At 64.4% G+C, this 21090-nt stretch carries 17 protein-coding genes, 2 tRNA genes and 1 pseudogene; 7 read left to right on the top strand and 13 right to left on the bottom strand.

The window, feature by feature from the left end; translation table 11 throughout:
* Positions 1–121: 121 nt before the first annotated feature.
* The 7 genes and pseudogenes from ACYJP6_RS20940 to ACYJP6_RS20910 all read left to right on the top strand — a co-directional run bounded on the left by ACYJP6_RS20940 (position 122) and on the right by ACYJP6_RS20910 (position 7930).
* A complete protein-coding gene (locus ACYJP6_RS20940) occupies positions 122–655 on the top strand; it encodes an RNA polymerase factor sigma-70 (RefSeq protein ID WP_459477492.1) in 534 nt (177 codons plus the stop codon).
* Positions 656–715: 60 nt separating this feature from the next.
* Positions 716–1483 (top strand): ABC transporter ATP-binding protein, encoded by a 768-nt coding sequence (locus tag ACYJP6_RS20935; protein ID WP_459477490.1) that lies wholly within the window; start codon positions 716–718, stop codon positions 1481–1483.
* 136 nt (positions 1484–1619) lie between these two features.
* Positions 1620–2027 (top strand): annotated as a pseudogene (locus ACYJP6_RS20930) (cyclic peptide transporter); the annotation flags it as partial.
* Entirely contained in the window at positions 2024–2899 is an 876-nt protein-coding gene (locus tag ACYJP6_RS20925) for an ABC transporter substrate-binding protein (RefSeq protein ID WP_459477488.1), read from the top strand. The pseudogene ACYJP6_RS20930 and the gene ACYJP6_RS20925, both read left to right, overlap by 4 nt.
* Positions 2892–4904, top strand: coding sequence for a Fe(3+)-hydroxamate ABC transporter permease FhuB (gene fhuB / locus ACYJP6_RS20920; protein WP_459477486.1), 2013 nt, complete (start codon positions 2892–2894; stop codon positions 4902–4904). Before ACYJP6_RS20925 ends, fhuB begins: the two co-directional genes overlap by 8 nt.
* The gene (fhuF, locus tag ACYJP6_RS20915; RefSeq protein WP_459477484.1) at positions 4901–5647 is read left to right on the top strand and encodes a siderophore-iron reductase FhuF; all 747 of its coding nucleotides are present in this window, start codon (positions 4901–4903) and stop codon (positions 5645–5647) included. Before fhuB ends, fhuF begins: the two co-directional genes overlap by 4 nt.
* Before the next feature lie 87 nt (positions 5648–5734).
* Entirely contained in the window at positions 5735–7930 is a 2196-nt protein-coding gene (locus tag ACYJP6_RS20910; RefSeq protein WP_459477482.1) for a TonB-dependent siderophore receptor, read from the top strand.
* 219 nt (positions 7931–8149) lie between these two features.
* Here ACYJP6_RS20910 and ACYJP6_RS20905 read toward each other — a convergent pair.
* From ACYJP6_RS20905 to ACYJP6_RS20845, 13 genes are all read right to left on the bottom strand, one after another.
* Positions 8150–8226: transfer RNA gene (locus ACYJP6_RS20905), tRNA-Asp, on the bottom strand.
* Between the two features lie 38 nt (positions 8227–8264).
* Positions 8265–8340, bottom strand: a tRNA-Val gene (locus ACYJP6_RS20900).
* Between the two features lie 79 nt (positions 8341–8419).
* Complete coding sequence (locus ACYJP6_RS20895) at positions 8420–9187, bottom strand: SDR family oxidoreductase (RefSeq protein ID WP_459477480.1); 768 nt, start codon at positions 9185–9187, stop codon at positions 8420–8422.
* On the bottom strand, positions 9184–10395 hold the full coding sequence (locus ACYJP6_RS20890; RefSeq protein ID WP_459477478.1) for an O-succinylhomoserine sulfhydrylase: 1212 nt from the start codon (positions 10393–10395) through the stop codon (positions 9184–9186). The genes ACYJP6_RS20895 and ACYJP6_RS20890 overlap by 4 nt, the downstream gene beginning before the upstream one ends.
* 10 nt (positions 10396–10405) lie before the next feature.
* A complete protein-coding gene (gene purF, locus ACYJP6_RS20885) occupies positions 10406–11914 on the bottom strand; it encodes an amidophosphoribosyltransferase (RefSeq protein WP_459477476.1) in 1509 nt (502 codons plus the stop codon).
* An 82-nt stretch (positions 11915–11996) separates the two neighbouring features.
* On the bottom strand, positions 11997–12542 hold the full coding sequence (locus tag ACYJP6_RS20880; RefSeq protein WP_459477474.1) for a CvpA family protein: 546 nt from the start codon (positions 12540–12542) through the stop codon (positions 11997–11999).
* Between the two features lie 54 nt (positions 12543–12596).
* Positions 12597–13253, bottom strand: coding sequence for an SPOR domain-containing protein (locus ACYJP6_RS20875; protein WP_459477472.1), 657 nt, complete (start codon positions 13251–13253; stop codon positions 12597–12599).
* Positions 13254–13256: 3 nt separating this feature from the next.
* Positions 13257–14549 carry a bifunctional tetrahydrofolate synthase/dihydrofolate synthase gene (gene folC, locus ACYJP6_RS20870; RefSeq protein ID WP_459477470.1) on the bottom strand — a complete coding sequence of 431 codons (1293 nt, stop codon included), beginning with the start codon at positions 14547–14549 and terminating at the stop codon, positions 13257–13259.
* Positions 14549–15418 carry an acetyl-CoA carboxylase, carboxyltransferase subunit beta gene (gene accD / locus ACYJP6_RS20865; RefSeq protein WP_459477468.1) on the bottom strand — a complete coding sequence of 290 codons (870 nt, stop codon included), beginning with the start codon at positions 15416–15418 and terminating at the stop codon, positions 14549–14551. Before accD ends, folC begins: the two co-directional genes overlap by 1 nt.
* A 210-nt stretch (positions 15419–15628) precedes the next feature.
* Positions 15629–16258, bottom strand: a complete 630-nt coding sequence (locus ACYJP6_RS20860; protein ID WP_459477466.1) for a phosphoribosylanthranilate isomerase — start codon at positions 16256–16258, stop codon at positions 15629–15631.
* 54 nt (positions 16259–16312) lie between these two features.
* A complete protein-coding gene (truA, locus tag ACYJP6_RS20855) occupies positions 16313–17164 on the bottom strand; it encodes a tRNA pseudouridine(38-40) synthase TruA (protein WP_459477464.1) in 852 nt (283 codons plus the stop codon).
* 71 nt (positions 17165–17235) lie between these two features.
* Entirely contained in the window at positions 17236–19917 is a 2682-nt protein-coding gene (locus ACYJP6_RS20850; protein ID WP_459477462.1) for a FimV/HubP family polar landmark protein, read from the bottom strand.
* A gap of 121 nt (positions 19918–20038) precedes the next feature.
* Positions 20039–21034, bottom strand: coding sequence for an aspartate-semialdehyde dehydrogenase (locus tag ACYJP6_RS20845; protein WP_459477460.1), 996 nt, complete (start codon positions 21032–21034; stop codon positions 20039–20041).
* Positions 21035–21090 lie beyond the last annotated feature (56 nt).

The following is a 21090-nucleotide window of genomic DNA, read 5'->3' as shown; positions in this document are numbered from 1 at the left end:
CGCTCGACAAAGCGCGACAAACAGGCCGGCTAGAGCCAAAAGGCATTTGACAATCATTTTCATTTGGAAATAATTTGCACCATCAAAAGGGCACCCGCTGCCAGGCCCACAAGGAACGCGCATGTCAGAGCCTCAGGTTTCCCTCCCTTGCAATACGCCGCTGCTGAAGACCTTCGTCTCCCAGCGCCCGGTACTGGTGAAAGCGGCGACCCGGATCGTCGGCTGTCCGTCCCGCGCCGAGGACGTCGTGCAGGACGCCTATTTCCGCCTCGAGACGGCGCCGCAGATCACCTCCTCGCTCAAGGCCCAGATCGGCTATCTGTTCCAGGTCGTCCGTAATCTGGCCATCGACCACTATCGCAAGAGATCCGTCGAGTCCAAGTACACCAGCCCGCAGGACGATCACGAAGAGGTCGCCACAGTGGCATCCCCTGGTCCGGAAAATACCTACATCGGCCAGCGCACCCTGAATCATCTGGACGCGGCACTCGCCGAGCTACCACAGCGCACTCGGTACGCCTTCGAGATGTATCGCATCCATGGCGTCGCGCAAAAGGACATCGCCAAGGAACTGGGCGTCTCCCCCACCCTGGTCAATTTCATGATTCGCGATGCCCTGGCGCATTGCCACCAGTCGCTGAAGGAGTTTGCATGAGCACTTCGGATCGTCTGCTGATACTTCCGATCTCCTAACTAGATTCGCTTATCGAATGCCATGTTCGATCTCAAAGGCGTCACCTTCGCCATAGCCGAGCGCGTCCTCCTGCATCCCCTTGACCTACGTCTGGAGCCAGGCCGACTTATTGGCCTTATTGGACCGAACGGTTCGGGCAAGTCCACGCTGATCAAATTGTTGGCACGCCAGTACCGACCTACAAGTGGCCAGGTGAGCTTCGATGGCCGCCCGCTCCCGAGGTGGAACACGCGTGAATTCGCACGCAACGTTGCCTACTTGCCCCAAGATCCACCTGCCACAGACGACCTCAGCGTACGTGAGCTGGTCGCCTTCGGACGTTACCCCTGGCACAGAACGCTAAGCCGTTTTAATCGTGAAGATGCTCGCCAAGTTGATCGCGCACTCGACCTAACCGGTACCGAACGCTTCGCCACGCAGCCTTTGGCAACCCTTTCAGGTGGGGAGCGCCAACGCGTGTGGCTGGCCATGCTACTAGCCCAGAACACTCGTTTCCTCCTGCTAGACGAGCCCACTTCCGCCTTGGATATAGCACACCAAATTGAGATGTTGGCTCTGGTTCGGGAGCTTTGCGTGACGCTGCGGTTGGGCGTAGTGGTGGTGTTGCACGAGATCAACATGGCTGCCCGTTATTGCCAGGACCTTATTGCCCTGCGCAACGGTCGGCTTTTGACCCGTGGCACTCCTGAACAACTAATAAAGCCGAAATCGCTAAGCGCCATATATGGCATTGACATGGGCGTTTTGCCGCACCCAGTGGACGGTAGTCCGCTGAGCTACTCACTTTGATGAAACGCCCCTTCGCTACGTGATTGCCCTTTCCCATCTAAGGAAGTCGTCGATGTCACCGCCAGCTCTTGGCTCACGAGAAGTCGCGTTACCGCTGACCAGAAGGCTCCGCCTGGCTATGGCGATTTCCACCACCCAAATCCTTCTTATTAATGTTGGCTTCGCAGCCAAAACCGACAACGACTATCTTCAGCTATTTACCACTAGCTTTGCAGAGCATCCCCTTCCCGAAGATCCGAGACAGCGAGCATTCGGTCATAAAGCGCACCCGCAGGATAATAGTTACTCCACAAGCGACCTACTACCCTCCCTGGCACTCCTACAGGCCTGGACCGAGGGCCACCCCGTGCTGGTATTCGACGAGTGGGCCGCCGACCAGGATCCGACCTTCCGCCGGATCTTTTACGCCGAGCTGCTGCCGAGTCTCAAGGCGCTGGGCAAGACGATCATCGTGATCTCTCACGATGATCGCTATTTCGACTGCGCGGACCAACTGGTACGCCTGAGCGCCGGCCAACGGGTCATGGAACAGCAGCCGGCATGACGCTGTTGAGCCGCCGCGAATGCCTGCTTGGGCTGGCCTGCGCCTGGGCGCTGCCTGCCCTGGCCGCCAGCGCGCCCCTGCAACGGCTGGTAGCCCTGGACTGGGGCCTGGTGCAGACCCTGCTGGCACTGGGAATGGTGCCAGTGGCCAGTGCCGAGAACGGACTGTACCGCAGCAGCGTTCGTGAACCGGCGTTGCCGCCACAGGTACTCGAACTGGGCCTGCGCTCGGAACCCAATCTGGAACTGTTGGCACAACTGCGCCCACAGCTGATCCTGCTCGGCGGCGACCAACGCCCCCTGCAAGCGCGTCTGGCCGGGCTCGCGCCCTGCGAGGTGTACGAAACCAGCGACCAGGGCAGCCCCTGTGAGCAGGCGGCGGCGCTGACCCTGGCGATAGGCCAGCGCCTCGGCTGCGATGCCCGCGCCGAAGCCTACGTCGCCCGTGCCTGGGCGACGCTGGCGCAGGCTCGCACGCGGCTCGCCGAGCAGGACCGCGAGACGCTGCAGGTGATCAGCGTCATCGACGAACGCCGGGCCATGGTCTTTGGCCATGGCAGCCTGTTCGACGACGTCCTGACGCGCCTTGGCCAACACAATGCCTGGTCGGGTGCCACCAATGGCTGGGGCTATGCCACCGTCGGCTTCGAGCAGTTGGCGAGCGCACCCCAGGCGCGCCTGGTGTACTTCAATGCGACACCTGGGCTGGAGCAACGCTTGGCCGGCAATGCGCTGTGGCGCAACCTGCCCAGCGTGCGCCAGGGCCGGGCCATCCTGCTGCCGGAAGTGCTGTTCTACGGCACCCTCCCCTCGGCGGTGACCTTCGCTGAATTGCTCAGCAGGCGCCTGGGCGGGGAGCAGACCCATGGCTGATCAGAGCACGGGCGAACTGGCCACCCTCCTGTCACCCTCCCGACGGCTACCGCCGGTGGCCTGGGTGACCGCGCTGCTGGCCCTGCTGGCCCTGGGGCTGAGCGTGCAGGCGGTACAGCAACAGCTGGCCGGTGCGCCCTTCTGGGCCACGCTGATCGCTCCCGATACCCAGGATATGCGCCAGCTCATCGTGCATTACAGCCAGCTACCGCGGCTGGTGGTAGCCGTGCTGTGTGGTATCGCCCTGAGTCTGGTGGGCTGCGTACTGCAACAGGTGTTGCGCAATCCGCTGGCCGAGCCGACCACGCTGGGAATCAGCGCCGGCGCGCAGCTCGCCGTAATAGCAGCTACCCTGTTCGCCCCCGCTCTGCTGGTACACGGCCCCCTATGGCCGGCACTGGGCGGTGCACTGGTCGCCGCCGGCCTGGTGTTCGGCCTGGCCGCGGGACGCGGCTTCTCGCCTTTGGCGCTGATTCTCGCCGGCCTGGTCGTGAGCCTGACCTGCGACGCCTTCGCCAGCGTGATGATCCTCTTCGATCACAGCTTCCTGCGCGGAATGTTCATGTGGAGCAGCGGCAATCTGGGCCAGAACGACTGGTCGGCCGTCTACCTGCTGCTGCCAGCACTGTTGCTGTTCATAACTGCGCTCACGCCGCTGTTGCGCCCCCTGTCCCTGTTCAGCCTGGATGATCGCAGCGTCCGCGCGGTGGGAGAGTCCCCGAGCCGCCTGCGCCTGTTCATGCTGATTCTCTGCGTGATGCTGGCGGCGCTCACCGTCGCCTGCGTCGGGGTCATCGGCTTCATCGGCCTCGCCGCCCCCAATCTCGCCCGGCTGCTGGGTGCGCGACAGTTCTTGGCGCGCTTGGGCTGGTCCGGACTGCTCGGCGGCGCTCTGCTCTGGCTCGCCGATGCCCTGGTGGTGCGCATCCCGGCGGGCTACCACGAGATCCCTACCGGCACCGCTACCGCCCTGCTGGGGGTACCGCTGCTTGTCTGGCTGCTGCCGCGCCTGCGACCAGGCCTGGCCAGCAGCGCACCAACCCAACGCCAGCCGGTGCTGGGGCCACTGCAGAGCCAGCGTCTACTGGTCTGCACCCTGATGCTGCTACTCCCGATGTTGGCTGTCGCCGTGACGCTGGGTCAGGGCCCCCAGGGCTGGCAGTGGCTGCTCGATCACGAGCTCTGGACGCTGCGCGCGCCGCGGGTCGGTGCGGCCCTGGCCGCGGGCGCCATGCTGGCTGCGGCCGGTTGCCTGGTGCAGCGGTTGACACACAATCCCATGGCCAGCCCGGAGCTCATTGGGGTCAGTTCGGGTGCGGCCTTCGGTGTCCTGCTGCTGGCCTTCAGCGCAAGCGATGTCAGCCGTGGCGGCCAATTGCTGGCCGGCAGTCTGGGTGCCATCGCCGTGCTTGGCGGTCTGTTGGCGCTGGAGCGACGCTCGACCTCGCCCGAACGACTGGTCCTGGCCGGCATCGCCCTGACCACCCTGTTCGGCGTACTGGTGGCGGTCTTGCTCGCCGTGGGCGATCCGCGCATGGGTGCGCTGTTGGTCTGGCTAGCCGGCTCCACCTACCTGGTCAGTAGCGATGAAGCCTGGTTCGCCCTGGCGACCGCCACGCTGCTGCTCGCTACCCTGCCCCTGTCGATGCGCGCCCTGGCACTCCTGCAATTAGGTGCCCACCAAGCGCGGGCGCTCGGGCTGAACGTGCCCCGCGCGCGCGCCACCCTGCTGCTGCTGGTCGCCCTACTCAGCGCGGCCGCCACCCTGGTGGTTGGGCCTTTGAGTTTCGTTGGCCTGATGGCGCCCCATATAGCCCGTCTGCTCGGTTTCAGCCAGCCTGGCAGGCATCTCGCGGCGGCGGCAGTGCTGGGCGCTCTGCTGATGGTGCTGGCCGACTGGCTGGGGCGCAACGTGATCTATCCCTTCCAGATTCCGGCCGGCCTGGTCGCCACCGCCATTGGCTGCCCTTACTTCATGTGGCTGCTACGCAAGGCGCCGCTGTGAAGGAATTGCTCGCCGAACTCGACCAGCGCTTCGCAACACTTGGCATGGGTCATCTCCAGACATTCACCGATGATCCAGGCCTGGCGCCGCTGGAAGGCGAAGCCCTCTGGAGCGCCGCCACCCTTGAGCGCATCGTGACGCTGTACCGGTATGAGTATCCTGGCGCTGACCGGCGGGCGCTGCTGTCGCACTGGTCCAAGAGTTATCTGGAAGCGCTGCTTCCCAGTGCCCTGGTCGCCGCCCTGGTGCTCTATCGCCCGCTACCGCTGACGTTGGAGCGACTCGGTGTGGTGCTGGATGCCGAAGGCAGCGTTGCGCAGCTGGTCGTCCACGGCGAAGCCTTATCGCGACCCCACAACACTCCCCTTTACGACGGCTATCAGGCACTACTGCACGACAATCTGACGCCTTTCGTTGAACATCTTGCGCAGCACGCACGGCTGTCTTCTCGCGCGCTGTGGGGCAACGTGGCGGGCTATCTGGCGTGGGCTTTGCGGTTGTTGGCGGAGCACGGATTGCTACCTCCCGAGCATCTGCAGGAGGCACTGCGGCTGTTCAGCGAGCCGTACTTTCCCGATGGACAACGCAACCCGATTCAACGTGCCTATCTCTTTCCCGAGCAGCTCACCGGCCTGGGTTGGCGCCGCGTGTGCTGCCTTCGCTACTGCCTGCCACCACTGCCCTACTGCGCGGGCTGCCCGCTGTTGAAGCGCGAAGCACCGAATAAAGCGACAGGCTCCTAAATTTTCGCGGTCACGTTCGTCTACTTAGCGATATAACCCAAACGCTACTGATAATTAGTATTATTACATCTAAAGGATCAGCTTGTCATGGTAGATTCGCTAAGATCTTCGGGCCCAACCCTCCTCGGCCGCCGCTTCTCACAGCATTTGCCTCTTGCAGGGATGAGTTTGGCACTCGCTGCATCGCCAGCGCTGGCATTGGCCGACGGTAAAAACGACAGCGTGCAGCTCGCGCCCACCCTTATTAACGCCACCCAGCCTGAGACGGGCGATGGTCCGGCACCAGGCTACGTAGCCAAGCGCACCCTTACAGGCTCGAAGACCGACACTCCGATAAACGAGATTCCTCAGGCCATCTCCGTCGTGACCCGCGATGAAATGGACCAGCGGGGCGTGCAAGACTTCAACGCAGCAGTAGCTTACACACCCGGCATTCGTGCCCTTGACTACGCGGGAGGTCAGGGTGCACCGGACATCTTCATGCGTGGTTTTCGTTCCTTCAACCTGTTCGGTATCTACCAAGACGGACTTCGCACTGGTTTCAATCAATACGACACCAGCTTCGAAACCTTCGGCCTGGAGCGCGTCGACGTAGTGAAGGGTCCCGCCTCCGTGCTTTATGGCCAGATGGCACCAGGCGGCATTGTCAACATGACCAGTAAGCGCCCGCAAGACGAAGCAATCCGCCATATCGAGTACCAGACTGGCAGCTATGACCGACAGCAGTTCGGAATCGACCTGAACAGTCGCCTGACCGGTGACGGTAGCCTGTTGGGGCGGATCGTCATGCTGCAGCGTGACAGCGGGACCCAGGTAGACCACTCCCCCAATGATCGTACCTACGTTGCGCCTTCGCTGACTTGGCGACCTACAGATGAGGACACCTTCACGCTGCTGGCGGCCTACGACAAGAGTAAGACCGGCGGTTCCGAGCAGAGCTACCCTTATATCGGTACCGTGAAATCAAGCCCCTTCGGTCATATCTCTTCGCGCACCAACCTTGGCTGGCTGGGCAGCTACTACCGCTCGGAAACCACCTCTCTCGGCTACCTGTACGAGCATGACTTCGCCAATGGGTGGAAATTCTCCCAGAGCGCTCGATTTATGCATTCCAACGTGGGCTACCTCTCTAGCGGACCGGATGTAGTGCTCAATGACGATCTGCAGACGCAGGACATCGGCCTACAGTATCGGCCCAAGAGCAGCAATACTCTGCTGACCGACCAGAATCTCCAGGGGACCTTTAGTACTGGTTCGGTTCAGCACACCCTGCTGACTGGTGTGGACTACTCCCACTACAGCGGCAAGGAGAGCCGTCTGAACGGTGACCCGGAAGACGCCTTCAACAACATCGACCTCTACGATCCGATCTATGGCGGAGAGGCGGTCTGGTTCGATAGCCTGCAGCGCGACACCCGCTCGCGAATGCAGCAGGTAGGTGTCTATGTGCAGGATCAGATGCGTCTGGATCGCTGGGCTTTGACCATCGGCGGGCGCAAGGACTACGCAAGGGACTACGAGTCCGACAAGATCAGTCCCTACCGCTATACCCAAAAGGACGACAAGTTCACCGGGCGTATCGGCCTCGCCTACCTGTTCGACAACGGCGTCACGCCCTATGCGAGCTACAGCACCTCCTTCCAGCCCAATCCCAATACCGACGTAGACGGCAACCTGTTCAAACCAACTACCGGCAAGCAGGCTGAGATCGGCGTGAAGTACGAGCCCAAGGGCTACAACGCCTCGCTTACCCTGGCCGCCTACGACCTGACCCAACGCAATGTGACGACCGCCGATCCAAACAACCCCGGCTTTTCGATCCAGACCGGCGAAGTACGCTCCCGTGGCCTGGAAGTGGAAGGCAAGGCAGGGCTCACCGAGAACGTCAATCTAATTGCCTCCTACGCCTACACCGACGCGGAGATTACTAAGGACACCCTATACCAGGGCAACACGCCTCGTGCCATTCCGCGCCATACAGCCGCCATGTGGGTCGACTACACCCTACGTGGAGGCCTGCTCGATGGGCTCGGGATCGGGATCGGCGAGCGCTATGTGGGCTCTTCGGACAACATCCAGAACACCCGGAAGACGCCACAATACTTCCTCACCGACATGACGGTGCGCTACGACTTGGCAAGGGTCGGCCTCAAGGGCGCCAAATTCTCGGTGACCGCGCAGAATCTGTTCGATAAGCACTACTTCGAACCCGGTTTCTACGAGGACTCGGTTCTCTACGGCAATCGCCGCAACGTGATCGCGACGCTGGGTTACGACTTCTAACAATTGAGCTCAGGGCGCCAGCGCGGGAATTTCCTAAGCCTGGCCCCGTTTAGCGTGGCGGGCTAAATCGACTGGCAGCACAAGGCCCAGGTCACGTGAATAGACTTAAGTCAAGGACCTATCACAGGGTATTAGGCTTTCGACAAGCACAAAAAAAGCCGCCCTAAGGCAGCTTCTCTTGTCTCGTCCGGGCAGTTCAGAGGACCCAGGACCTATGTATGGCGCGGCGGACGGGACTCGAACCCGCGACCCCCGGCGTGACAGGCCGGTATTCTAACCGACTGAACTACCGCCGCGCATTGCGTGTACCTTGCGGAACACTCCCCGAAGAGTTTGGTGGCTGATGACGGGATCGAACCGCCGACCCCCTGCGTGTGATGCAGGTGCTCTCCCAGCTGAGCTAATCAGCCATCCCCTTCGGGTGACGCGCATTCTCCTCGTAGCCCCTTGATCCGTCAAGGATTTTTCCAATTTTATTTTCTTCGAGCGCTATTCCAGGTAGATCATCTTGCGGGTCATGCCACCGTCCAGGGTGATGGCTTCCCCGGAAATGAAACCGGCGTTGCCACCCAGCAGCCAGGCCACGCAGGCCGCCACGTCTTCCACCGTCCCTACCCGGCCGACCGGATGCTGCTCGTGGTCGGCGGCGGACAGCGGTTCGGCCTCGCGGACATGGGGATCTCGTGCATCGATCCAGCCAGGACAGAGGGCATTCACCCGTACTTCCGGGCCCAGGCTGATGGCCAGGGCGTGGGTCAGGGCGAGCAATCCGCCCTTGCTCGCGGCATAGGCTTCGCTGTGCGGCTCGGATTGCTGGGCGCGGGTCGAAGCAATGTTGACGATGGCGCCCCGCTGCTCGCGCAGATAGGGCGCGCAGTGCTTGGCCATGAGCATGGGACCTTCGAGATTCACCCCGAGCACTCGTCGCCACTCACTCAGCGCCAAGCTTTCCAAGGGCTGCCCCTGGGCACTGGCCAAGCCGGCGTTATTGACCAGAGCGTCCAGACGGCCGAACTGGCCGACGACCTGGGCCACCGCGGACTCGACCTGGGTCTCGTCCGCCACGTCGAGGGCCACGAACCATGCTCGTTCACCCAAGGCGGCGGCAACCTTGGCACCGCGCTCGTGTTCGATGTCAGCCACCACCACGCGCCACCCCTCGGCGATCAGCCAGGCGGCGATACCGAGGCCAAGGCCACGGGCCGCGCCGGTGACCAGGGCGACCCGCGGTTCTACAGGTGCGAACGTCAGGCTCATAGCGCCGCCAGTCCACGGGCCAGATCCTGCTGGAGGTCACCCAAGTCTTCGAGGCCCACGGCCACCCGGATCAGGCTGTCGCGGATACCGGCATTGGCCCGCTCCGCCGGTGACAAACGACCATGCGAGGTGGTCGCCGGGTGGGCGATGGTGGTCTTGGTATCGCCCAGGTTGGTGGTGATGGAGATCATCCGGGTGGCATCGATGAAGCGCCAGGCGGCGTCGCGTCCGCCCGCCACCTCGAAGCTCACCACGGCGCCAAAGGCCGACTGCTGGCGGCGGGCCAGGTCGTGCTGAGGATGGCTTTCCAGCCCAGCGTAGTGGACCCTCTCGATACCGGGCTGCGCTTCCAGCCAGCGGGCCAGCTCCAGCGCGGTCTGGCTGTGCGCCTGCATGCGGATCTTCAGCGTCTCCAGGCCCTTGAGGAACAGCCAGGCATTGAAGGGACTGAGGGTCGGCCCTGCGGTACGCAGGAAGCCCACGACTTCCTTCATCTGCTCGGCACGACCCGCGACCACGCCGCCCATGCCACGGCCCTGGCCATCGATGTACTTTGTGGCCGAATGGATGACGATGTCGGCGCCCAGCGCCAGCGGCTTTTGCAGCGCCGGGGTGCAGAAGCAGTTATCGACCGCCAGCAGCGCGCCCTGGGCATGGGCGATCTCGGCCAGGGCGGCGATGTCTACCAGCTCGGCCAGGGGATTGGACGGCGACTCGACGAAGAACAGCCGGGTATTGGGCTTGCAGGCGGCCCGCCAGGCGTCCAGATCGGCCAGCGGCGGATAGTCCACCTCGATGCCGAAGCGCTTGAAGTACTTTTCGAACAGGCTGATGGTGGAGCCGAACACACTGCGCGAGACCAGCACGTGGTCACCGGCGCTGCACAGGCTCATCACCATGGCCAGGATGGCCGACATGCCCGAGGCAGTGGCCACCGCCTGCTCCGCCCCTTCCAGCGCCGCGATACGGGTCTCGAAGGTACGCACCGTGGGGTTGGTGTAGCGCGAATAGACGTTGCCCGGCACCTCGCCGGCGAAGCGCGCCGCGGCATCCGCAGCGGTCCGGAACACGTAGCTGCTGGTCAGGAACAGGGCTTCGCCATGCTCGCCTTCCGGCGAGCGCTGCTGCCCTGCCCGCACCGCCAAGGTCTCGAAGGCCGCGCCTTCGAGATCACTATCCAGGCGTCCGGCATCCCAGTCTTGGCTCATGTGCAGCTCCTTAATCGTTGTAGAGGTCGATGATGGCGCTGACGGCCTGGTGCTTGACCTTGGCCGCGTCGTTGCGCGCTTGCTCGATCCGATTCAGATAGGCGGCATCGACGTCGCCGGTGATGTACTCGCCATCGAACACCGCGCAGTCGAACTGCTCGACCTTGGGCGCCTTGCGCGTGCGCACGGCTTCCTTGAGATCCTGCAGGTCCTGGTAGATCAGCCAGTCGGCGCCGATCAGCTCGCCGACCTCCTCGGTGGTACGACCGTGGGCGATGAGCTCGTGCACGCTGGGCATGTCGATGCCGTAGACGTTGGGGAAGCGCACCGCCGGCGCCGCCGAGCAGAAATAGACCTTCTTGGCACCGGCCTCGCGAGCCATCTGGATGATCTGCTTGCAGGTGGTACCACGGACGATGGAGTCGTCCACCAGCATCACGTTCTTGCCACGGAATTCCAGCTCGATGGCGTTGAGCTTCTGGCGCACCGACTTCTTGCGCGCGGCCTGGCCGGGCATGATGAAGGTACGACCGATGTAGCGGTTCTTGACGAAGCCTTCGCGGAACTTCACACCCAGATGGTTGGCCAGCTCCAACGCCGCGGTACGGCTGGTATCCGGAATCGGGATGACTACGTCGATGTCATGCTCGGGACGCTCACGCTGGATCTTCTCGGCGAGCTTCTCGCCCATGCGCAGGCGGGCCTTGTAGACCGAGATGCCATCGATGATGGAATCCGGACGGGCCAGGTAGACATGTTCGAAGATGCAGGGTGCGTACTGCGGATTCTGTGCGCACTGGCGGGTGTAGAGGCGGCCGTCTTCGGTGATGTACACCGCTTCGCCCGGTTCCAGGTCGCGAATCAGGGTGAAGCCGAGCACGTCGAGGGCGACGCTCTCGGAGGCGATCATGTATTCGACGCCGTATTCGGTATGACGCTGGCCAAAGACGATGGGACGAATGGCGTTTGGATCGCGGAAGCCGACGATGCCATAGCCGGTGATCATGGCCACCACGGCGTAGCCACCGCGGCAACGCTCGTGCACTTCGGAAACCGCAGCGAAGACGTCATCCTCGGTCGGTTGCAGCTTGTTGCGCACCGCCAGCTCGTGGGCGAAGACGTTGAGCAGCACCTCGGAGTCGGAGGTGGTGTTCACGTGGCGCAGGTCGGACTCGTAGATCTCGCGCGAGAGCTGCTCGACGTTGGTCAGGTTGCCGTTGTGCGCCAGGGTGATGCCATAGGGCGAATTCACATAGAACGGCTGGGCCTCGGCGGAGCTCGAACTGCCAGCCGTGGGATAGCGCACGTGAGCGATGCCCATGTGGCCGATCAGGTGCTGCATGTGCCGTTGCTGGAAGACGTCGCGCACCAGACCGTTGTCCTTGCGCAGGTAGAGTTTACCGTCCCGGCTGGTGACGATACCGGCGGCATCCTGACCGCGATGTTGAAGGACGGTGAGCGCGTCGTACAACGACTGGTTGACGTTAGTCTTGCCCACGATACCTACGATGCCACACATGTGACGCGACCCCACTGTTTCAAGTGATGCGACGGCGAACCATCGCAGGATGACCCCGGCGGAGCGGAGCCTGGAAAAAACGTCAGGGAGCCTTCGGCCCCCACTGCGGCAACAATTGCAGACTCGGCATAGGGGTAGCCCCCAGCCATTGGCCCGCAAAGCCCAGCAGCAGATTCTTCGACCAATCGGCCACCAAGAGAAAATGCGGCACCAGTACCGACTGCTGCCACCAGCCGTCCTGCTGGACCGGCCCGAGACTCAGGAGCCCTACCGCCACGGTCACCAACAGAGCGCCACGGGCCGCCCCGAAGGCCATGCCCAGAAAACGATCGGTGCCCGACAAGCCGGTGACGCGGATCAATTCGCCAAGCAAGAAACTCACCAGAGCACCAACCAGCAAGGTCAGTACGAAGAGAATGACACAGGCGGCGATCACACGCCCGGAAGGCACCTGGATGTAATCCACCAGATAGGTAGAGAGCGCCCCGCCGAATACCCAGGCCACGCCGCCGGCAACGATCCAGGTGGCCAGTGACAACGCTTCCTTGACGAAGCCGCGCCTGAGGCTGATCAGGCTGGAAACGATGACAATGGCGACGATCGCCCAGTCCACCCAGGTGAAGCCCACGGCAAGGTCCACTAACAAAAAGGCCCTGCATTCTAGCAGAGCCTTGTGACCGGGTTAACCGCGCTCGGGCTGAAAGCGTACGACGAAGCCCTTGACGCCGTTCTGCTTATTGAGCTGGTCGCGCAGGCGATCTGCCTCGGCACGCTCTATGACGGGCCCGACGAACACCCGATTCATGCCATCGGCACTGCGTACGTAGGCATTGTAGCCCTGGCTACGCAGCTTGGCTTGCAGCGCATCGGCGCTCGGCCGGGACGACAGGCTGGCCAGCTGGACCGACCAGCTGTTCGGCAGGTTGGCGGCGCCGAGTCGCGAATCGGGCTTGGCAGCGGGCGTCGCAGGCGTGGCCGGGGCCGGCGCTGCTACCGGCGCGCTGGCCGGCGGCGCCTTGGCGACCGGCGCGGCCTGGGGCTGGGGCGCCTGAGCCACGGCCGGTGCATTCTGTACGGGCGCCTGGCCCGAGGTACCGGCGATAGGGGTCTGCGGCTTGCCCAGCGGTTTGCCTGGATCGTCGGGAACCACGACCACCGGCGGCGCCTCGGGCGTCTGTACCGGCTGCACCTCGGTGCTGGGCACGGCAGGTGCGGCCGGCTGCGGCGGTGCTTCGACCACGACCTTGCGGGCATCGTCCTGGCGATTGAAGAGCATGGGCACGAAAATGATGATCAGCGCCAGCAGCACCAGCGCTCCGATGACTCTTTGCTTGAGCATGGGTTATGCCTCCGCGGATTCGGATGGAGAAGAGAGCTGCGCGAGGACCTCGGCGACGCTGTAGAAGGAGCCGAACACGACTACCTCGTCGTCAGCCGCACTGGCGGCCAGTTGCGCCTCGAAAGCATCCAGCAGGGAGGCATGGGCCTCGGCCTGGGCACCACGCGCGGCCAGGTGGGCGACCACCTCGGCACCGTCGCGACTGCGCGGGGTGGGCAGGGTCGCTACCGCCCAGCTGGCGAACTGGCTGGCGAGCGGGGCCAGAATGCCGTCCAGGTCCTTGTCCGCCAACACGCCGAACACCGCGCGACGCACCCCAGAGACGGGCTTCATGGCCAACCGCCGCGCCAGGTACTCGGCGGCATGGGGATTGTGGGCCACGTCCAGCAGGACGTGGCGCGTCTCCCCTGCCCAGGCGACCTGACGGCGGTCCAATCGACCTGTCATGCGGGTCGCCAGCAGGGCAGCAGCGATCTGCTCGGGCAACCACGGCTGGTCCAGCAAGGCGTAGGCCTGCAGCGCCAGGGCCGCATTTTCCATGGGCAGGTCCAGCAGCGGCAGGCCGGCCAGCGTCAACTCGGCGCCGTGGGCGTCTCGACCGCGCCAGAACCAGCTGGCGGTCTCGATTCGCAGATCGAAGGCCTCACCCCGCTGCAGGAAGGGGGCGCCTAGCCGTTCCGCTGCCTGGGCGAGTTCGGCGGGCGGCTGCAGGTCTCCGCACAGCGCCGGCTTACCGGCGCGAAAGATGCCCGCCTTCTCCACCGCTACGCTTTCGCGGGTGTCACCCAGCCATTCAGCGTGATCCAGGCCAATGCTGGTCACCACCGCCAGGTCGGCATCGATCAGATTGACCGCATCCAGGCGGCCACCAAGACCGACTTCGAGGACGGCCACATCCAGGTGGGCACGCTCGAACAGCCAGAAGGCCGCCAAGGTACCCATCTCGAAATAGGTCAGACTGATCTCGCCCCGCGCGGCCTCTACGGCGGTGAAGGCCGAACAGAGGTCGTCATCGCTGGCCAACGTACCTTCGACGTCGACACGCTCGTTGTAACGCACCAGGTGAGGCGAGGCGTAGACCCCTACTCGCTGCCCGCTGGCGCGCAGCAGGCTGGCGAGAAAGGCACAGGTCGAGCCCTTGCCATTGGTCCCGGTCACGGTCACCACGTGGGGCGCGGGACGCGTCAGTCCAAGTCGCTGCGCGACCTCGCGCACCCGGTCCAGGCCCATGTCGATCGCCGACGGATGCAGCTGCTCAAGATAGGCCAGCCACTGCGCGAGGCTGCGCGAAGCCATCAGGCTGCCGGAGCCGGCTGGTGCTGGAAGGTCGCCAGCAGACGCGCCAGACGGTCACGCAGTTCCTTGCGCGGCACGATGATGTCGACGGCACCGTGGTCCAGCAGGAACTCGCTGCGCTGGAAACCTTCCGGCAGCTTCTCGCGGACGGTCTGTTCGATGACGCGCGGACCGGCGAAGCCGATCAGGGCCTTCGGCTCGGCGACGATGACGTCGCCCAGCATCGCCAGGCTGGCGGAGACCCCACCATAGACCGGGTCGGTCAAGACGGAGATGAAGGGGATGCCCTCTTCGCGCAAGCGGGCCAGCACGGCGGAGGTCTTGGCCATCTGCATGAGGGAAATCAGGGCTTCCTGCATCCGGGCACCGCCCGAGGCGGAGAAGCAGATCAGCGGGCAGCGCTCTTCCAGCGCCACGTTCGCGGCGCGCACGAAACGCTCACCGACCACGGCACCCATGGAACCGCCCATGAAGGAGAATTCGAAGGCGCAGACCGCTATCGGCATGCCCTTGAGGGTGCCGCGCATGGAGATCAGGGCGTCTTTTTCGCCGGTTTCCTTTTGCGCCGCGGTGAAACGGTCCTTGTACTTCTTGCTATCGCGGAACTTCAGCCGGTCCACCGGCTCCAGCTCGGTCCCCAGCTCTTCACGACCTTCTGCGTCGAGAAAGATGTCCAGGCGACGACGCGCGTTGATGCGCATGTGGTGACCACACTTCAGGCACACGTCCAGGTTCTTTTCCAGCTCCGGACGGTAGAGGACCGCTTCGCAGGCCGGACACTTGTGCCAAAGACCTTCCGGCACCGAACTGCGCTTCACCTCGGACCGCATGATGGAAGGAATCAGTTTGTCGACCAGCCAATTGCTCATGCATCTCTCTCCACTTGCATGGGCTCCCAGCGCGGCCTGAGCCACGCCTTCCTTGAGCATCTGTAATGAATTCGGCAACGCCCGCTGTTTCCCGGGCCGCTACCCTGTTGTCTCATGCCGGCTCACCGGAAGCCGGACGGCAGGCCCGCCAGGGCAGGCCTGCTTGAATACGTCGCAGGAGTGGACGGCAACCACGTGGCGAGGGTCACATCAGGCGACCGGCGCACCTCGCACCGCCGCCACGAAACGCGCGATCTCGGCGGCATCCTTGATGCCCTTGGCCTGCTCTACGCCGCCGCTCACGTCCACCCCGTAGGGTCGGGACGCAGCGATAGCAGTGGCGACGTTATCCGCCGCCAATCCGCCCGCCACGATCAGTGGCAACGACAGGTCCCGGGGCACCCGCGTCCAGTCGAAGGCCTGACCGGTCCCACCGGGTACGCCGGCGACATAGGTGTCGAGCAGCAACCCGCGGGCGCCGGCATAGTCGCGGGCGATGGCGGCAAGGTCGATGTCTTCACGCATGCGCAGCGCCTTGATATAGGGCCGGCGATAACGGGCGCACTGCGCTGGCGACTCGTCGCCATGGAATTGCAGGAGATCCAGCGGCACGGCGTCCAGCGTCTCCTCGATCTCGCAGGGCGCGGCATCGACGAACAGCCCGACGCTGGTGACGAAGGGCGGCAGCGCGGCCACGATCTGGCGCGCCTGGGCGGCGCTCACCGCCCGCGGGCTGCGCGCATAGAACACCAGGCCGATGGCATCGGCGCCAGCCGCCGCAGCCGCCAAGGCATCCTCGACCCGGGTGACCCCGCAGATCTTCACTCGAACGTTAGCCAAACCGGAATGACCTCGGTCCAAATCGATGGATGTTAGCAGACCACCCGCGCAGCGTCAGCCTTGCAGGTCATCCAGCTCGGGGATATGCCCCAGGAACAGCGGTCCCAGCGGCCGCTTGGGCACGGGCGTGCTCTCGGGATATTCGGCGTCCACCAGGTAGAGGCCGTAGGGATGGGCGGTCACGCCTCCCAGCCGCCGCTCGCGCGCCGCCAATACCTCGGCAACCCATTCCGCGGGCCGGTCGCCAGAACCCACCGCCATCAGCACCCCGGCGATGTTGCGCACCATGTGATGCAGGAAGGCATTGGCGCGGATGTCCAGGACGATCAGCCGCCCGCTCTGCCAGAGGCGCAGGTGGTGGATGGTCTTGATGGCCGATTTGGCCTGGCAGGCCTTGGCCCGGAAGGAGGTGAAATCATGGGTACCGAGCAGCACCTGGGCTGCCTCGCGCATGGGCTCGATGCGCAGCGGACGGTGATTCCAGGTGACCTCCTCCGCCAGGTGCGCAGGCCGGATCGGATCGTTGTAGATCACATAGCGGTAGCGCCGCGCCATGGCGCTGAAACGGGCATGGAATTCGTTGCTGACCGGCTTGACCCAGGTGACGCTGATGTCGGACGGCAGATTGGCGTTGGTGCCCATCACCCAGGCCTTGAGCGGCCGCGCCACCGGCGACTCGAAGTGCACCACCTGGCCGGTGGCGTGCACGCCACAGTCGGTACGGCCTGCGCAGTGCAGCGCGATGGGTGCCGCTGCGACCTCGGACAGGGCGTCTTCCAGGGTCTCCTGAACGGAGCGCACCCCGGGTTGCTGGCGCTGCCAGCCGCGATAGCGGGCGCCCTTGTACTCGACGCCGAGCGCGATACGCTGCGGCGGGACGATGATGGTGGGGTCTAGGAAATCCAAGGCGACGGCCAGGCGAAAAAAAGGGGAGGCAGCTTATAGCGCCTCCCCTCCTCTGCCAAGTCCGGCCAGCCTTAGCTGAGCTGGGCGATGATCTCGCGCGCTTCCTGTTGTTGCCCTGCATTACCCTCCGCGAGTACCTCATCGAGGATGTCCCGGGCACCTTCCGGATCGCCCATGTCGATGTAGGCGCGGGCCAGGTCGAGCTTGGTGGCGGTCTCGTCTTCGCCGGACAGGAAGTCGAAGTCGTCCAGGCCGTCGCCACCGGTGGCGCCGCTGGTGGTCTCCGCATCGAACTGGCGGGAGGCCTCCTGCAGGCGGGCGGCGAATTCCTCGTCGCTTTCACGCTTGGGCGCCGGCTGTTCGTCGTCGAAGTCGGACAGATCGAAGCTCGCGGGCAATTCGGTATCGGCTGTCGGCGTCGCGGGCGGATCCAGCGGGTCGTCGAAGGCCGAGCCCTTATCGGAACCGGCCAGCGGTTCATCGTGCGCCAGGTCACCCTGCCGCTCGAACTCGCTGAAGTCCAGGGCGAAGTCATCGTCCTTGGCTGCCGGGGTCGCTGCCGGAACGGCAGCGGGCTCGGCATCGAAGTTGAGGTCGAAATCGAAATCGTCACGGGAATCGGCGCTGTTGGCCTTGGCATCGGCAAAGGCCTCGCCGAACAACGGTTCTTCCGCCGGGCCTGCCGGCTGCTTGTCATGGAGGTCGTCGCTGCCGAAGTCATCCAGCGACAGGTCGAAGTCCTGACTGTCCTCGGTGGCCGAGAAGCCCTGGTTGCGCGACTCTTCCTGGCTGAGTTCGTGCGCGGCTGCCAGCGCAGCCGCCCCAATCGCCGCGGAAGCCACGGCCACCGTAGCCATGGCGGGATAACGCGACTTCAGGTGATCGACGGCAGGCTGGGCACCGCCAATTTCCTTCAGCTCGCGCTCTTCGCGCTGGAAGCCATCCTTGTCGCCCATTTCGGCATAGACCTCCATGAGCTTCAAACGCACATCGGCGCGATGCGGCTCCTGGTCGCTCGCCTTCTTGAGCACTTCGGCTGCCTGACTGAAGCGGCCGTACGCCATGTAGATGTCCGCCTGGCCCAGCGCGTCGTCCTGGGCATCGGCATCGCGCGCTGCGTCAGGCGAGCCCTGACCCAGCTCGAGCCCGGCAAGACCGTGATGATCACCGAGTTCCGGGTCCGTATCGAAAACGCTATCGGTTCGTGCGGCTTCGGCCTCGCGCTCACGCTCGGCTTCCTTCACCGCATTGCGCCGCGAATTGATCATCAGCAGTACCAGCAGCGCCAGCAGCGCGCTGCCGCCAATGATCCCCAGCCACAATGGGTTGCTGAGAATTTCGTCGAGGAAGCTGTTGGTTGCCTCGGTCGGTTCGGTTGCCGGACTGCTCGGGGTAACCGGAATCACCTTGGGTTCGCTGGGACTGGCCGCAGGCGGCGCGGCACCGGTACCGCCTTCGCTGGCGGGCGGTGTGGCCGCAGGAGCCTGGTTGGCCTCTGCCGGAGGCACAGCCGGGGCGGTCGTTGCGGGATCCTGGGAGGCTGGCGCCGTACCATTACCAGCTGGCTGCGCTGGCACCGTAGCCTCCGGCGCGGCCGGCGCCTGAACGGGCTGGCCGGCTGCCTGCGGATTGGCCATGTTGGCTTGCATGCGAGCCAGCTGGGCATCCTTCAGCTGCATGATCTTCTGCAGCTTGTCGAGTTGCGACTGGAGATCGCCCAGCCGACTCTTGAGTTCTTCATTCTCGCGACGCGTGGTATCCAGGCTTTCCTGGGTCACCGCGAGACGATCGGCGAGTGACTGATCACTTCCTTTGCCGCCGCTCGCTTCGCCCGTGCGACCGGCTGGTTGACCAGACAGCAGCTTAAGGTTGTCCTTGGGTGCCGGCGTGGCAGGCGCCTCGTTGGCGCTCGGTTGCGCGGAGGCGTCTACCTGGCGCCGTGGGGTGCCGGCAGGCGCACTGTCGCCACCCTGTTTCCAGCTCCGGGTCTGCCGCGCGATTTCCGCCACCGCCTCACGCTGGGAGCGGGTACGGGCCTGGGTCTGGTCGGGCAGGCGTAGCACCTGCCCGCTCTTCATGAGATTGATATTGCGATCGATGAAGGCATCCGGATTCAGGTCCTGGATCGCCAGCATGGTCTGGTCGACGCTGACGCCCGAGGTGGGACGATTGCGCGCCGCGACCTCCCACAGCGTGTCGCGCGGCTCGGTGGTGTAGGTCCCCGGCGCCTGAGCCGCAGCGGGCTCCTGGGCAACGGGCGCGGCGGCCGGCCGGGGTGCTGCCGGCGCCGTGGTCCGAGCGCGCGGAGTCGCCGGCACCTGAGGCGCAAAAGGCGCCGCCGCGGCCTGCGGGGTATACAGCGGCGGATCCAGCAGTACCGTGTACTCACGCAGGATGCGGCCACTGGGCCAGTTCACTTCGAGCAGAAAATTGAGATAGGGCTCGCGCACCGGGCGCGCGGACGTCACGCGGATGACCGTGCGCCCATTGCGCACCTCGGGGGTGAACTTGAGGTCGTTCAGAAAGAACGCGCGGTCGACGCCCGCCTTGCCGAACTCCTCGGCGGACGCCAAATTGGGTCTCAGCTCGGCGGTGCCGAGGTCGCGCAGGTCCGATAGATCGATGGTGGCATCGAAAGGCTGGTTGAGGGCGGAGTTGAGATGGATCTCGCCTAGGCTGAGCGCCTGGGCGGCGCCAGACATCAAGGCGCTAGCCGCTGCAATTGCCCGCACCAGTTTCTGAACTCGAACCATGACCGTCCCTTTTTAGAAGCTGTCGACCGCGGCACCGAAGTGGCACCTGCGTCCATCGCTACGTGCTACATCCCCTGCCCCCTGGGTCAGCCAAAGGGCGAAGCGTTTCACGAAGTATCTTTTAGGCCGACTGTTTAAGCAACAATTCGGCCAGCTGAACGGCCGTGAGCGCCGACAACCTGATGTTGTCCGCCACCAGCCAACATTCCAATCGCCGAGCATCCCGCGGATGCCGACGCACTCGCCCAACCAATACCTCTTCGCGGCCCAACGCATCACCGACCGCAGAGGGGCAATCCACGTCGTCGTCCAAGGACAGCCCAGGCTCATCACCTAGGGCTTCCCGTACCTGCTCGAGCCCCCAAGGCTCCTTGCCCCGGACACTCAGCGAAAGGCTATCGCCGAAGAACACCGGCGCCTGCAGCGCGGTGACATCCAGCACCGGCAGCGTCTCACCCAGCACCTGCTGACATTCGTCCAGCAGCCGATGTTCCTGGGGAGTATAGCCATCCGCGGCCGGGGCACCGGTCCGACCGAGCAGATTGAAGGCGAGCTGCCCCTCGAACAGCCGGGATTCGACAGGACGACCGTTGAGCAATTCGGTCGCTTGGCGCGCCAGTTCCTCGACACCACCACGACCGGCACCGGAAGCCGCCAGGCAGGCGGCCAGGGACGCATCGCCGAGAGTATTCAGGCGCGCCAGCACGGCCGCGACGCTGGCGGCGGCCTGGGTAGCTGCCAGGGGTACCCCGAGCCAGGGGGCAGCGGAGAGATGGTCCAGGCATTGGCCATTGATACGCGGCAGTACGGAAACCGGGGCGGAGGCACCACTGAGATCCAGCACGGCGCAGCCGGCAGCGGCCAGTTGCGACCTGAGGCTTTCCACCACGGCAGCCGGTACGGCGAGGATGGCGATGCCGACCTGGGCGAAATCGAAGCCGTCGAGGCTGCTGACCCGCAGGTTGCTGCCTCGGAAGGGCAGATTCTGACCCGCCGACTCACCGCTGGCGAGCAGGTGCAGCCGCCCGAGGGGCACGTCGCGCTCGTCGAGGAGTTCACGAATGGCTTCGCCGTAGGCACTGGTGGCGCCGACGAGGGCGATATCTCTGGCAGTCATGATGGGACGTCCGCAACGAAAGAGGGCCGCACTTTACTGGCGGCCCTCCTCTATAG

Source organism: Pseudomonas sp. No.117 (assembly GCF_054558395.1).
The sequence above is the reverse complement of the archived record's forward strand: the minus strand, read 5'-3'. Positions and strand labels throughout refer to the sequence as shown.

Bases quoted from the DNA above. Each gene is read 5' to 3' on its own strand.
- ACYJP6_RS20940 (WP_459477492.1), top strand. From the start codon at position 122: ATGTCAGAGCCTCAGGTTTCCCTCCCTTGCAATACGCCGCTGCTGAAG.
- ACYJP6_RS20935 (WP_459477490.1), top strand. From the start codon at position 716: ATGTTCGATCTCAAAGGCGTCACCTTCGCCATAGCCGAGCGCGTCCTC.
- ACYJP6_RS20925 (WP_459477488.1), top strand. From the start codon at position 2,024: ATGACGCTGTTGAGCCGCCGCGAATGCCTGCTTGGGCTGGCCTGCGCC.
- fhuB (WP_459477486.1), top strand. From the start codon at position 2,892: ATGGCTGATCAGAGCACGGGCGAACTGGCCACCCTCCTGTCACCCTCC.
- ACYJP6_RS20910 (WP_459477482.1), top strand. From the start codon at position 5,735: ATGGTAGATTCGCTAAGATCTTCGGGCCCAACCCTCCTCGGCCGCCGC.
- ACYJP6_RS20895 (WP_459477480.1), bottom strand. From the start codon at position 9,187: ATGAGCCTGACGTTCGCACCTGTAGAACCGCGGGTCGCCCTGGTCACC.
- ACYJP6_RS20890 (WP_459477478.1), bottom strand. From the start codon at position 10,395: ATGAGCCAAGACTGGGATGCCGGACGCCTGGATAGTGATCTCGAAGGC.
- purF (WP_459477476.1), bottom strand. From the start codon at position 11,914: ATGTGTGGCATCGTAGGTATCGTGGGCAAGACTAACGTCAACCAGTCG.
- ACYJP6_RS20875 (WP_459477472.1), bottom strand. From the start codon at position 13,253: ATGCTCAAGCAAAGAGTCATCGGAGCGCTGGTGCTGCTGGCGCTGATC.
- folC (WP_459477470.1), bottom strand. From the start codon at position 14,549: ATGGCTTCGCGCAGCCTCGCGCAGTGGCTGGCCTATCTTGAGCAGCTG.
- accD (WP_459477468.1), bottom strand. From the start codon at position 15,418: ATGAGCAATTGGCTGGTCGACAAACTGATTCCTTCCATCATGCGGTCC.
- ACYJP6_RS20850 (WP_459477462.1), bottom strand. From the start codon at position 19,917: ATGGTTCGAGTTCAGAAACTGGTGCGGGCAATTGCAGCGGCTAGCGCC.
- ACYJP6_RS20845 (WP_459477460.1), bottom strand. From the start codon at position 21,034: ATGACTGCCAGAGATATCGCCCTCGTCGGCGCCACCAGTGCCTACGGC.